This window comes from Anoxybacillus tepidamans PS2 (genome assembly GCF_000620165.1).
Classification (GTDB): Bacteria; Bacillota; Bacilli; order Bacillales; family Anoxybacillaceae; genus Anoxybacteroides; species Anoxybacteroides tepidamans_A.
In genome coordinates this window covers 76,109-89,871 of the sequence record NZ_JHVN01000002.1, presented here as the reverse complement: position 1 = coordinate 89,871, position 13,763 = coordinate 76,109, and the positions used below count along the sequence as shown (strand labels likewise).

The window sequence follows — 13,763 nt, the reverse complement described above, 5'->3', positions numbered from 1 at the left end:
TATAACTTCTAAATCCTGTTAAGGAGGTGGAAAGAATGGCTGTACCTTTTAGAAGAACATCCAAAACGAAAAAGAGAATGCGTCGTACACATTTCAAATTGCAAGTACCTGGCATGGTAACATGCCCAAATTGCGGTGAAATGAAATTAGCACATCGCGTCTGCAAATCTTGCGGAACTTATAAAGGAAAAGATGTTGTTAACAAATAACGATGAAAAAACGGGCATAAGGAGCAATCCTTATGCCCGTTTTTATTGTAGAATAGAAGGAAAATGGAAAGGTGCGACTAACATATATAACAAAGAGGGGGAAGGTAAGATGAGTGCAGTTTTGTTAGAGCGTGATTATGACGGCATCGTTTGGTTTACCATTAACCGCCAAGAAAAGCGGAATGCGATCAATTATGAAGTGATGGATGCTTTGCAAGAAACGATTCGTCTTGTGGAGAAAAATGATAAAGTAAAGGTGCTCGTTATTACTGGAGCAGGTGACCAAGCGTTTTGCTCGGGCGGCGATTTAAGCGAATTTCATCATTTGCATACGAAAGAAGAAGCATATCAAATGCTTTCAAAAATGGGCTCCATTTTATATTCGTTGTTAACGCTTTCTAAACCGACTGTTGCTTTGTTGAACGGATCGGCAGTGGGCGGTGGATGTGAGCTGGCGACAGCGTGTGATTTCCGTTATGCGAAAGCAGGAGTGAAAGCGGGGTTTATTCAAGGAACGCTTGGAATTACGACAGGTTGGGGCGGGGCAACAATGCTCTTCGAGAAGATTCCGTATGCGAGCGCGCTTGATCTGTTGCTGAGAGCGGAGCGTATTCCTGTCGAAAAAATGCAAGAATACGGATGGATTCATTCTCTTATTTCCGGAGAAAACGTTAAAGAAGACTGCAGAAAGCTTCTGTATCCGTATTTATCGCAATCTGTTCCGGTGCTGCGCGCCTATAAAAAAGCAGCGATAAAAAAATGGGAAACTGAAGAGTTTCGCGCTCGATTTTTTGCAGAAATTGAACAATGTGCCGTGCTGTGGGAATCAGAAGAACATGAGGAAGCGGTGCGCATTTTTTTAAATCGGTCTTAACATTCTTCTTCTATCTTTTCTACTAGTCGCATACATTAGTGAAAAAAGCGACTAGGGGGAAGGAAAAATGACAAGTGTGCGCCAAGATGCATGGACGCAGGATGAGGATTTATTACTTGCTGAAGTAGTATTGCGTTATATTCGGGAAGGTGGAACCCAGCTGCAAGCGTTTGAAGAAGTTGGTAGACGGCTTTCGCGTACAGCAGCTGCTTGTGGATTCCGTTGGAATTCATATGTTAGAAAGCAGTATAAAGAAGCTATTGAATTAGCGAAAAAGCAGCGAAAAGAAAAAAAGAAAGAACGAGCGCAGCTAGCCCAAAAAGCAGAGAATCTATCTGAAGAAAAAGCGGTGAAAATAACATGGCAAGATGTTATTTCTTTTTTACAAACATGCCAGCAGGCTTCTGCTCATCATCAGCATGTTGTTGACGAAAACCGCGCGCTGAAAAAAGACATGGAACAGCTCCAGCAAATGATTACGAAGCTGCAAATGGAAAAAGAACAACTGCAAAGAGAGTTAAAGGCCGTTCAGGAAGATTATAGGACGTTTATTGGGATTATGGAACGGGCGCGCAAAATGGTTGTGCTAGAAGAAGAGGCGCAGGCAACAAAGGTGAAATTCCAAATGGATAGAAATGGTAATTTAGAGAAAATTGAAAAGTAAAAGTAATAGAAAGAGCTGATCTTTTTCGATCAGCTTTTTCTATTAACGTTCAGATTTAGAATTTGATAAAATAGGAACATGAGCTTATTGACGGAAAGAGAGGAAAAACAGGGATGAAGATAGGGATTGTTGGAGGAGGGGCAATAGGGCTATTAATCGCTGCCTATTTGTGTGATCGTCATGATGTAACCATTTATACGCGGCGCAGATCGCAGGCGGCACTGCTCAAACAAGAGAAATTGCGGCTTATTAAGGCAGATTGTGAACGTGTGATCCCTGTTCGCGCTGTACAAATTGACCAGGAGGATATAAAGGCGGACGTTGTATTCATTACCGTGAAGCAGTATGATCTTGCCGATGTGATAGAACGGTGTCAACAATGGCCAGAAGAAGCAACGCTCGTTTTTTTGCAAAACGGAATGGGACATATTCGTTTGTTGTCTGCATTAAAACAGCGAAACATTGCAGTAGGGGTCGTTGAACACGGAGCGTTAAAGCACGATGATCGGACGGTTGAGCATACTGGGATCGGGAAAATCAATGTTTCTTTATTTAATGGGTATTTTGGTCTTTTGAAGCAATTGCTAGATGACCCAATCCCTGATTTTTCTATTAATTGCGAAAATAATTGGCAAGGGATGTTGACAAAAAAATTGATAGTCAATGCAGTTGTCAATCCACTTACCGCCATTTTGCGCGTGCGAAATGGTGAGCTATTGCGGGTGGCTGAATATAAAAAGATGATGAGAATGCTATTTTCTGAAATATGTACTGTCCTAACGCTGCATGATAAAAAAGAAGCATGGGACCATATTTTAAGCATATGCGAAAAAACGGCAAACAATCGTTCCTCTATGCTCTCTGATCTCGAACAAGGCCGGAAAACAGAGGTTGATGCCATTTTAGGATATGTGGTTGACCAAGGAGAAGAAAGGAATATACCAACTCCGCTCTGCCGGTTTTTATTTCATGCAGTGAAAGGGATGGAAGGAAGGGAACTATAAATGGGGAATTTGATTGCTCATGTAACAGCTGCTTTTGTCACGATGCCGCTGTTTGCCTTTTTCGTTATCTATTTGTTGGCTAGGAAACTGACAAACAAAAAGAAAAAATCATTTTATGCTGCAGTGAATATTTCTACGTTGTTTTTTATGATTGCTGTTCATTTTTTAATTGTTGCAATTTGGGGGAAATCATATTTATCCGCTATAATTATTTTTCTATTGGTTGTCAATATGCTGTTTGCAGTCGGGTATTGGCGCAGAAAAGGTGATTTGCATATTGCAGCAGTTTTTCGTTTGTTTTGGAGGTTTAGTTTTTTGCTATTTTTCTTTGCTTATTTCGGCTTGCTTAGCTACGGGATTTTTGTAAGAGTGTCTAACAATATGTAACACGTTGTGAGCGCATGTTTTTTCATTTTGTGCAAAGAATGCTATACTCATGAGTGTTCACTACTGATAAAGAGGCAGTATGCTTAAAAATAAAGAGCGAGAAAGGAAGTTTTCTAATATGGAGATATATGAAATCCCTTTGCGAGCAACGACTCCATTGGCGACTGATTACATAACTGGAGCGTTTCCGATTGAAAAAGGATTTGTATATGACGTGAGAGCGGGCGCTGTATTTGAACAGCGTGTGCGCGACCTCCAGGAGCGAACATATCCGCGCCAACGGCTAGTGGATCATTTGCTATCTTATCATCAATCGTTTCAAGCGAGCGAGCAAACGTTAAATAACATTCGGAAGCTTTCAGATCCAACGAGCGTAGTTGTTATTGGGGGACAACAAGCTGGTTTACTGACAGGACCGTTGTATACAATTTATAAAATTATATCGATTATACGTTTAGCAAAAGAACAGGAACAACAATTGGGGATTCCGGTCATCCCGGTTTTCTGGATTGCCGGTGAGGACCATGATATTGCAGAGGTGGACCATGTTTATGTAGCGCAAAAAGGAAGGGTCAAAAAGCATACGTACCCGCAATCCGCACAAGAGAAAAGAATGGTTGCGGAGCTCTCGATTGACAAACCGCTTTGTTTTGAATGGATTAAAGAGATCGTCGAGACGTATGGGGAAACGAACACAACAAACGAACTGCTCGACTTTTTAGAGGATTGTGTCAAACAAGCGAACACGTTTGTTGATTTTTTTGCCATCATTGTTTTGCGCTTATTCGCTTCGGAAGGGATTGTCGTTATCAACGCTGCCGATGAATCGCTAAGAGCGATCGAAAGCGACTTTTTTGGAAAACTCATCGCACGGCATAATGAAGTGACGAATGCTGTATTGCTGCAGCAAAAATTATTAGGAGAGCTTGGCTATGCTAAAGTGCTGGATGTACGGGAGCAGTCAGCAAACCTTTTTTATTACGATGGGCGGGAACGGTGGTTATTAGAACGGGAAGGGCAAAATGGACTTTTTCGCAGCAAAAAAGGCGAAATAGCGTTTTCCGAAGAAGAGTTATTGACGCTTGCGAAAACTTCTCCCGGCAAACTAAGCAATAATGTTGTAACACGTCCGCTCATGCAGGAGTTTTTATTCCCGACGCTTGCTTTCATTGCAGGGCCGGGCGAAATTGCTTATTGGGCTGAGTTGAAGCAAGCATTTGCGCTATTTGGCTACTTGATGCCTCCTGTCGTTCCAAGGTTGAACATTACACTTGTTGAGCGATCGATTCATAGCGATTTACAGGAAGTAGGGCTAACCGTTTCCGACGTTTTGCAAGGTCGCACGGAACAAGCAAAATCAGATTGGCGGCTGCGGCAAATTGCTTATCCGCTTGATGAAATGACCATGCGGGCAAAGGAAACCATTGAGGAAGTTCATCGTCCGTTGCGGGAAATCGGACTAGAAATTGACCGTGGTTTAGCGAATGTATTGACGAAAAATGCAGCCTTTCTGCAAACACAAATCGATTTTCTTCATCAAACATTGCAACGTTCCATCGAGAGGAAATACGAAGTGCAATGGAACAAATTTGCTCGCATCGAAACCTCCCTATATCCGAATCAGGCGCTTCAGGAGCGGATTTGGAACATTTTCTATTATATAAATAAATATGGATTTGACATTGTTGACCGGTTAACGCAACTCGAGTATAAATGGAATGGTTTGCATAAAATTGTATATATATAACAGAAAACGTCGAACGAAAAATCCTGTCTAATACAGGATTTTTTTTCTGTAAATGAGAATAGTACAAAGAGAATGTGAAAAGGAATATTTGTTCGTATTTCCGATCCATTAGACGAAATACGACAAAAGAAAACATGATAAGACGTTTTTTTACAGAAAACACCTAAAAATTTGTTTTGTTTTGTTGTATAATAAATTGACGGTTGCTTACATGGACATACATCATGGAAAAGGTGGTGAGGCTGTGTTTCAGCATACGACAGTCTTATTGAAAGAAACAGTGGACGGATTGAAAATAAAGCCGGATGGTACTTATGTTGACTGCACGTTGGGTGGTGGAGGACATAGCGAATATTTGCTTTCGCAGCTATCAGAACAGGGGCGATTGTTTGCCTTTGATCAGGATGATATGGCGATTGAACATGCGAAAGAAAGATTGGCACAGTATGAGAAACAAATCGTGTTCATTAAAAGCAATTTTCGATTTTTGACTGCGAAGCTCGCTGAGCACGGCGTTGATAAAGTAGATGGAATTTTGTTTGATTTGGGGGTATCTTCCCCACAGTTAGACACACCCGAACGCGGTTTCAGCTACCATCATGATGCGCCGCTTGATATGAGAATGAACCGCGACGCAAACCTAACGGCTTACGATATTGTAAATAACTGGACGTATGAGCAGCTTGTACATATTTTTTTCCACTATGGAGAAGAGAAGTTTTCTAAACAAGTGGCCAGAAAGATTGAGGCTTTCCGAAAGCAAAAGCCGATTGAAACAACAGGGGAATTAGTGGAGTTGATTAAGGAAGCAATTCCTGCCCCTGCGCGAAGAAGTGGAGGGCACCCGGCAAAACGAATTTTTCAAGCGATACGCATTGCCGTCAATGATGAACTGCAGGCCTTTAAAGAGGCGATTGTCCAAGCGATTGAGTTGCTAAAGCCAGGGGGAAGGATCAGCGTTATTACCTTCCATTCGCTCGAAGATCGCATCTGCAAAACCGTATTTAAAGAGGCGAGCGAGGGGCCAAAACTTCCACCGGGGCTGCCGATTGTTCCAGAGGAATATCAGCCAAAGCTAAAACTCATTACGAAAAAACCGATTGTTCCATCAGAGCAAGAAACAAGTGCCAATAACCGCGCGCGATCGGCGAAACTGCGCATTGCTGAGAAGCTATAAATCAATTTAGGGAGGGAAACGTGTGAATAATACAGCCGTAAAAATTCAGGAAAAACAAAGACAGCATTCTTCTTTGCGTCCAGAAGTAAAACAAAGACGAAAAGTTAAGCTTCGTTTGACGCTTGGTGAAAAACTCGTGCTATTTTCATTTCTTTTATTTGCGATATATGCATCTGTGAAAATGGTTTCAAACCAAGTGGCTATTTACCAAGTCAATAAGCAAATTCAACAATTACAAGGAGATATTAACGAGCAGAAAAAACATAATAACGATTTATACGTAGAGGTACAGCAACTAAGCACGTATGAGCGAATTTTAGAAAAGGCGAAACAGTTAGGGCTTTCGCTAAATGAAAATAACGTAAAAGTCGTGCAGGAATGATGGACGATGGCACATAAAAAGCATAAGAATACTCATAAAGGAGCAGCACTATTATTTTGTTTGTTTAGCCTGCTCTTTTTTGTGTTAGTGTTCCGGTTTGTTGAATTGCAGGCAACAGGAGTAGCGGATGGACAAGTGCTGGCGGTAAAGGCCGAAGAAATGCATAAGAAAAAGCGAACAATTGAAGCGAAGCGCGGAACGATTTTAGATCGCCACGGAGAAGTGCTTGCAGAAGATACGCCGTCGTATACGCTTATTGCTGTGCTCGATCCAAAAATGACAACCGATCCTAGTAATCCGAAGCATGTAGTCGACCCGGAGATGACAGCACGAAAACTAGCCCCGCTTCTACATATGGACGTCAGCGAAGCCGAGCACATTTTAAAGAAAAAAGCAAAACAAGTAGAATTCGGTGTATATGGACGCGATATTAGCTATGAACTCAAGAAAAAAATTGAGGCGTTGAAGCTTCCAGGCATCGGATTTATTCGGGATACGAAGCGGTTTTATCCAAATGGGACCTTTGCTTCTTACGTTATCGGCTATGCGCAAAAAAAAGGAGAAAACGGCGATAAAACAGTTGGAATGATGGGACTTGAAAAAAGTTTAAATCGCTATCTGCGCGAAAAAGACGGATATGTTCTTTTTGAAGGAGATAAGGAAGGGTTTCGTTTACCGGAAACCAAAGAAAGGATCGTTCCTCCGGATAACGGGGATGAAGTATATTTAACGATTGACCAAAAAATTCAAACGTTTTTGGAAGATGCAATGAATCAAGCTGAAAAAAAATATCAGCCCAAAAAAATTATTGCAATTGTTGCAAATCCAAAGACGGGAGAAATTTTGGCAATGGGAACAAGACCGAGTTTCGACCCAAATCAACGTAACATTACGAACTATTTAAATGATGCGATCTCTTATCCTTACGAACCAGGTTCCACCATGAAAATATTCACATTAGCCGCCGCCATTAATGAAGGAGTGTACAATGGAAATGAGTTATACCGTTCCGGTTCTTACCGAGTGGGGCCGAACGAAATTCGGGACCATAACAAAGTCGGTTGGGGTGTTATCTCCTTTAACGAAGGAGTGCAACGTTCCTCGAACGTCGCATTTGCGAAGCTAGTGCATGAAAAACTAGGAGAAGACCGTTTTCTACAATATTTGTACCGGTTCCACTTTCAAGAAAAGACCGGTATTGATCTTCCAGGGGAAGCAGTCGGTAACATTGTTTATCGATATCCAATCGAAAAATTGACAACTGCGTTTGGACAAGGAACGTCTGTGACTCCGATTCAGCAAATTCAGGCGGCAACAGCGATTGCAAATGGTGGGAAAATGATGAAGCCATACGTGGTGGATCGCATTGTTGATCCGGACACAAAAAAAGTCGTTTTCAAGAATGAACCGGAAGCCGTTGGGGAACCAATCACGAAAGAGACCGCTCAAAAAGTGCTAGATATATTAGAAACGGTTGTAACATCAGAAAAAGGAACGGGTCGCCCTTATCAAATCGAAGGTTACCGGGTGGCCGGAAAGACGGGAACAGCACAAATTCCGTCTCCGAAGGGCGGATACTTAACAGGCTACGAAAATTATATTTTCTCGTTTTTAGGAATGGCTCCAAAAGAAAACCCGCAACTTATTATGTATGTGGCTGTTCAACAACCGAAGCTTTCGTACACAGAGACAGGTGCTGCACCGGTTTCAATGATCTTTAATAGCGTGATGAAAAATAGTTTGCAATATTTGAATATCCATCCTTCGTCTGACAAAACAGAGCAGACCTTCAGCAAAAAGGGAGTCGAACTGCCGTCATATGCCGGGCAAACGGTCGAGGCTGCTTTGCAGGATTTAAAGTCTAAAGGATTGCAACCGATTGTGCTCGGAGAAGGAAAACAAGTAGAGGCACAGCTTCCTTTAGCCGGCGGTGAAGTGATTGCTAGTGAGCGCATTATTTTAAAAACGAGCGGTACCGCTACCATGCCGGATCTTCGAGGCTGGTCGTTGCGTGATGTTATGAAAGTTGTCGAGCTGCTTCATATTAAGCCAAGCATAAAAGGAAGCGGATATGTTGTGACGCAAAGCATTCGCCCTAAAACGACCGTTAAGGAGAATGATTATTTAATCGTTGAACTCGCTGCGCCTTCCAAATGGAAAGAGCGCATAGAAAAAGAGAAAGGAAAAAAAGTTAAAAAGAGAGAACAGCCTGTTGACTAAGAGAAGCGGCCGATATCGGTGAAATCACTATGTTGTTTATTAAAATACCGATTATATTGAACGCATTCTGTTCTAGCGTTCTATAAACAAAAGTACAAGCATATAGTGGAACGAGCCTATTATAAGGGGGGTTCCCAAAATATGCGCGTTTCAAACGTCACCGTTCGCAAGCGGCTCGCTGCTGTATTGCTCATTGGGGTGCTCATCTTTTCAATTATTGATATCCGTTTGGGATACGTTCAATTGATTCTCGGCGATGGTTTGACAGAGAAGGCAAAAAACTCATGGAGTCGAAGTATTCCGTTTGAACCGAAAAGGGGAGAAATTTTAGATCGCAACGGTGTTCCGTTGGCGACGAATATGAGCGCTCCAACCGTCTATGTCGTGCCAAGGCAGGTTGAAAACCCGGCAGAGACTGCTGAGAAACTAGCAAAAGTATTGAACATGCCTGTTGAGGAAGCATACAAGCACGTGACGAAAAAAACGTTAATTGAACGCATTCCAGAAGGCCGAAAAATTTCTAACGAAAAAGCGAGAGAAATCCGGGATCTTAATCTCAAAGGAGTGTATATCGCCGAAGATACAAAGCGGTATTATCCTTTTGGTAGCTATTTGTCGCACGTTCTCGGTTTCACCGGAATTGATAATCAAGGGCTTACTGGCTTAGAGTTATATTATGATAAAGAGTTAAAAGGTCATAAAGGTTCAGTTGAGTTTTACTCGGATGCAAAAGGAAAACGAATGCCGAACATGGCAGATCGCTATACGCCGCCAACGGACGGATTAAATTTAGAGCTGACGATAGATTCTCGCATTCAAACAATTGTGGAGCGCGAACTTGATATTGCCGAGGCTAAATATAATCCGGACGGCATTATAGCAATTGCAATGGATCCTAATACAGGGGAAATTTTGGCAATGTCCAGCCGTCCGACGTTTGATCCAGCGAATTATCGAAACGTCCCGTCAGAAATTTATAATCGCAATTTGCCTGTATGGAGCACGTATGAACCGGGTTCAACATTTAAAATTATTACGCTAGCCGCCGCTCTTGAGGAGAAGAAAGTAAATTTGTTAAAAGATCACTTTTATGATCCAGGTTATGTAAAAGTGGCTGGCGCAACATTGCGTTGCTGGAAAAGAGGGGGGCATGGCTCCGAAACATTTTTGGAGGTAGTTCAAAACTCATGCAACCCCGGTTTTGTCGCATTAGGTGAGCGCTTAGGAAAAGAAAAACTGTTTGATTACATCAAGGCGTTTGGATTCGGACAAAAAACAGGTATTGATTTGCAAGGTGAGGGAACAGGAATTTTATTTGATATGAAGCGCGTCGGTCCTGTTGAGCAAGCGACGACTGCGTTCGGCCAAGGTGTGTCAGTGACGCCGATTCAGCAAGTGGCAGCAGTTGCCGCGGCAGTTAATGGAGGGATTTTATATACTCCGTATATCGCGAAACAGTGGATTGATCCTGAAACAGGTGAGGTCATCAGCCGCAATACACCAAAAGCGAAACGTCGCGTTATTTCCGAGGAAACTTCGAAGCAGGTTCGCTTTGCGCTTGAGAGCGTCGTTGCCCAGGGAACAGGGAAAGGCGCTTTCGTCGAGGGATACCGTGTCGGCGGAAAAACGGGAACGGCGCAAAAAGCGAAGAATGGTCGCTATCTAAAAGACGATTATATCGTTTCATTTATTGGATTTGCCCCGGCAGACGATCCAAAATTGGTCGTTTATGTAGCTGTTGACCATCCAAAAGGAACTGTACAGTTTGGTGGGGTTGTTGCGGCGCCAATCGTTGGAAAAATTATGGAGGATAGCTTGCGCACGATCGGCGTGAAACCACGAAAGGGACAGATCGAAAAAGAGCGTGCCTGGAACGATCCAAAAGTAGTTGAAGTACCAAATTTAGAAGGTTTGACAAAAAAAGACTTGCAAGAGCAGCTTTTTAACTTAAAATTAGATGTTAGTGGAGAAGGCGATGTTGTAATTGACCAAGCTCCACAGCCAGGAGTTAAAGTGAAGGAAGGAGCCACGATTAGGGTCTATATGGGGACGAAGTCGGGTTCTCGTTAATAAAAACTAGCATTGATATTTAAAAAAATGATAAGGGGGATGCCATGACCCCTTCTTTTCCATTTTTTAAGCAGAAGAAGGTTTGTATTTTCCTTTAAGGGAATTTAAACGAGAGGAATGAATAAGATGAAGCTGCAAACATTGCTTTCTTATTTGCATGATTTCACGACATACGTCGGCGAAAATCCGACGATTACATCGATCGAAATGGATTCGCGAAAGGTAACAAAAGGGGCACTATTTATTTGCATTAAAGGATTTACCGTCGATGGGCATGATTTTGCCAGAAAAGCGGTAGAAAATGGGGCTGTTGCGATCGTTGCTGAACGAAACGTCGATGTTCCCGTTCCTGTCATTATCGTTCGCGACAGCAAGAGAGCGATGGCGGTATTGGCGGATGCGTTTTACGGGCAACCAACCCATCAGTTACACTTGATCGGGGTAACAGGAACAAATGGGAAAACAACAACAACTCATATGATTGAACATATTTTTCGAAAGTCGAAGAAGAAAACGGGGTTAATTGGAACGGTTCATATTAAAATTGGCGACAAGACGTATGAAGTGCAAAATACAACCCCTGAGTCGCTAGTGTTGCAGAAAACGTTTAAGCAAATGGTCGATGAGAATGTCGATGTAGCCATTATGGAGGTATCATCGCATGCGCTGCATATGGGGCGCGTTCACGGCTGCGATTATGATGTGGCTGTGTTTACAAATTTAACGCAAGATCATTTGGATTACCATCGGACGATGGAGGAATACCGCCTAGCGAAAGGATTGCTGTTTGCGCAACTTGGAAACCGTTTTGATCACAGACGGCCAAAATTTGCGGTTCTCAATCATGATGATCCAGCATCGGAACAATATAAACATATGACAGCCGCTACGATTATTACGTACGGTATCGATCGGCCAAGCGATATTATGGCGAAAAATATCGATGTTACATCAGGAGGAATGGTTTTCGACTTAGTGACGCCATATGAAACTGTTCGAATCAAAACGAAGCTGATCGGTCGATTTAATGTATATAATGTGCTTGCGGCCGCCGCAGCTTGCCTCGTCTCGGGAATTGCTCTATCGACCATTGTAGAGGCGATCGAAGAATTGAGCGGCGTTCCCGGCCGGTTTGAAACCGTGGATGAAGGGCAAGACTTTACAGTAATCGTCGATTATGCACATACGCCTGATAGTTTGGAAAATGTGTTGAAAACAATCCGGCAGTTTGCTAGAGGAAGGGTTTGCGTCGTTATCGGTTGTGGAGGCGATCGTGATCGCACGAAACGGCCATTGATGGCACAAATAGCGGTTCAATACGCAGATACAGCGATTTTTACATCTGATAACCCTCGTTCCGAGCGTCCAGAAGATATTTTGAAAGATATGGAAAACGGGGTTGTTGGTCAGCGCTATGTTTCAATCGTTGATCGAAAAGAAGCGATTCGTTATGCAGTTCATAACGCTAGCGAAGGTGATGTTATTTTAATTGCCGGAAAAGGACATGAGACGTACCAAATTATCGGGGATCGCACATTGCATTTTGACGATCGCCTTGTTGCCCGCGAGGCGATTAAGGAGCGGCAGCTGTTATGCTGACATATCAAATGGTAAGGCAATTATTCCCGCGTGTGCGCGGAATTGTTGACGATAGCATTGAGTTTCATTCCGTTTTTGTCGATCCTTCCCAGCAAGTAAAAAAAGGACTGTTCGTTCCATTACTGAATGAGAACGAGCAGTTAAAAATAGCAATCGAGCACGGAGCGATTGCTTCATTGTGGAAAGAGGGGACAGAGTTGCCTCGCTATGTCCCTAATCAATTTCCAATCTTTTTCGTTCCTTCGCCGCAAGAAGCGTTAGCGGCGGTTATTCAAACATACAGAAAGACAAATGCGGGGAACGGTAAAATGACTAAATTTTATTTAACGGTCGATATTTCGCATCATAATGCGGAAAATCGCTCATATGATATAGCGGTAGTTCATGAATTGCAACAACTGGAACAAAAATGGTTCGGTGTTCAACAGAAAGAAGGGTGTGAACCATCATGACAGAACAAGTTATCGTATTTTCAATAGTCACAGCTTTTTTCATTACAGTGCTGCTATCACCCATTTTTATTCCCTTCTTGCGAAGATTAAAATTTGGGCAAAGCATACGCGAAGAAGGACCGAAATCACATCAAAAAAAATCAGGTACCCCGACAATGGGCGGTATTATGATTTTGTTATCTATTGTCATCACAACTCTTTTGATGACGAAAAAGTTTGCAAGTATAACAGTTGAAACATATTTGCTCCTTTTTGTCACGATCGGCTACGGGTTGCTAGGTTTCCTTGATGATTTTATTAAAGTGGTCATGAAGCGCAACCTTGGACTGACAAGCAGACAAAAACTCGTTGGACAACTCATTATTGCGTTTATTTTTTATATTGTTTACCGTCAACATGATTTTTCTACCGTTTTACATATTCCTGGAACAAATGTATCGTTTGATTTAGGATGGGGATACATTGTTCTGCTTGTCTTTATGCTCGTAGGAGGATCGAATGCGGTTAATTTGACCGATGGACTTGACGGCTTATTATCGGGAACGGCGGCTATCGCGTTTGGCGCTTACGCGGTACTGGCTTGGAATCAGAATCAATACGATGTGGCTATTTTTAGCGTAGCCGTTGTTGGGGCTGTTTTGGGATTCCTTGTATTTAATGCCCATCCCGCTAAAGTGTTTATGGGAGATACAGGATCGCTCGCACTAGGCGGAGCGATTGCCACTGTCGCTATTTTAACAAAGCTTGAAATATTGCTCGCCATCATCGGTGGGGTATTTGTCATTGAAACATTATCGGTGATTATTCAAGTCATTTCGTTTAAAACAACAGGAAAACGAGTATTCCGCATGAGCCCGTTGCATCACCATTACGAGTTAATCGGATGGTCTGAATGGCGCGTTGTTGTTACATTTTGGGCCATTGGTTTATTATTTGCAATACTCGGAATCTATATCGAGGTGTGGATGTAATTGAAAC

13 protein-coding genes are annotated in these 13,763 nt (G+C 42.5%); all 13 read left to right on the top strand.

Annotated elements, in window-relative coordinates:
- Positions 1-35 precede the first annotated feature (35 nt).
- Complete coding sequence (gene rpmF / locus N667_RS0103215) at positions 36-209, top strand: 50S ribosomal protein L32 (RefSeq protein WP_027408239.1); 174 nt, start codon at positions 36-38, stop codon at positions 207-209.
- A 109-nt stretch (positions 210-318) separates the two neighbouring features.
- Positions 319-1,083: an enoyl-CoA hydratase/isomerase family protein gene (locus N667_RS0103210; RefSeq protein ID WP_027408238.1), complete on the top strand. Its 765-nt coding sequence runs from the start codon at positions 319-321 to the stop codon at positions 1,081-1,083.
- Positions 1,084-1,150: 67 nt separating this feature from the next.
- On the top strand, positions 1,151-1,747 hold the full coding sequence (locus N667_RS0103205; RefSeq protein WP_027408237.1) for an RsfA family transcriptional regulator: 597 nt from the start codon (positions 1,151-1,153) through the stop codon (positions 1,745-1,747).
- A gap of 113 nt (positions 1,748-1,860) precedes the next feature.
- Positions 1,861-2,751, top strand: a complete 891-nt coding sequence (locus tag N667_RS0103200) for a 2-dehydropantoate 2-reductase (protein WP_027408236.1) — start codon at positions 1,861-1,863, stop codon at positions 2,749-2,751.
- Positions 2,752-3,138 carry a DUF3397 domain-containing protein gene (locus N667_RS0103195; protein WP_027408235.1) on the top strand — a complete coding sequence of 129 codons (387 nt, stop codon included), beginning with the start codon at positions 2,752-2,754 and terminating at the stop codon, positions 3,136-3,138.
- 118 nt (positions 3,139-3,256) lie between these two features.
- Positions 3,257-4,885 carry a bacillithiol biosynthesis cysteine-adding enzyme BshC gene (gene bshC, locus N667_RS0103190; protein ID WP_027408234.1) on the top strand — a complete coding sequence of 543 codons (1,629 nt, stop codon included), beginning with the start codon at positions 3,257-3,259 and terminating at the stop codon, positions 4,883-4,885.
- 244 nt (positions 4,886-5,129) lie between these two features.
- Positions 5,130-6,062 carry a 16S rRNA (cytosine(1402)-N(4))-methyltransferase RsmH gene (gene rsmH / locus N667_RS0103185; protein ID WP_027408233.1) on the top strand — a complete coding sequence of 311 codons (933 nt, stop codon included), beginning with the start codon at positions 5,130-5,132 and terminating at the stop codon, positions 6,060-6,062.
- Between the two features lie 22 nt (positions 6,063-6,084).
- Entirely contained in the window at positions 6,085-6,444 is a 360-nt protein-coding gene (gene ftsL, locus N667_RS0103180) for a cell division protein FtsL (protein WP_027408232.1), read from the top strand.
- Between the two features lie 6 nt (positions 6,445-6,450).
- On the top strand, positions 6,451-8,664 hold the full coding sequence (locus N667_RS0103175; RefSeq protein WP_027408231.1) for a penicillin-binding protein: 2,214 nt from the start codon (positions 6,451-6,453) through the stop codon (positions 8,662-8,664).
- Between the two features lie 141 nt (positions 8,665-8,805).
- Positions 8,806-10,734: a stage V sporulation protein D gene (locus N667_RS0103170; protein WP_027408230.1), complete on the top strand. Its 1,929-nt coding sequence runs from the start codon at positions 8,806-8,808 to the stop codon at positions 10,732-10,734.
- A 126-nt stretch (positions 10,735-10,860) separates the two neighbouring features.
- The gene (locus N667_RS0103165) at positions 10,861-12,333 is read left to right on the top strand and encodes a UDP-N-acetylmuramoyl-L-alanyl-D-glutamate--2,6-diaminopimelate ligase (protein ID WP_027408229.1); all 1,473 of its coding nucleotides are present in this window, start codon (positions 10,861-10,863) and stop codon (positions 12,331-12,333) included.
- On the top strand, positions 12,327-12,785 hold the full coding sequence (locus N667_RS0103160) for a hypothetical protein (protein WP_027408228.1): 459 nt from the start codon (positions 12,327-12,329) through the stop codon (positions 12,783-12,785). Before N667_RS0103165 ends, N667_RS0103160 begins: the two co-directional genes overlap by 7 nt.
- Complete coding sequence (gene mraY, locus N667_RS0103155) at positions 12,782-13,756, top strand: phospho-N-acetylmuramoyl-pentapeptide-transferase (RefSeq protein ID WP_027408227.1); 975 nt, start codon at positions 12,782-12,784, stop codon at positions 13,754-13,756. The genes N667_RS0103160 and mraY overlap by 4 nt, the downstream gene beginning before the upstream one ends.
- Positions 13,757-13,763 lie beyond the last annotated feature (7 nt).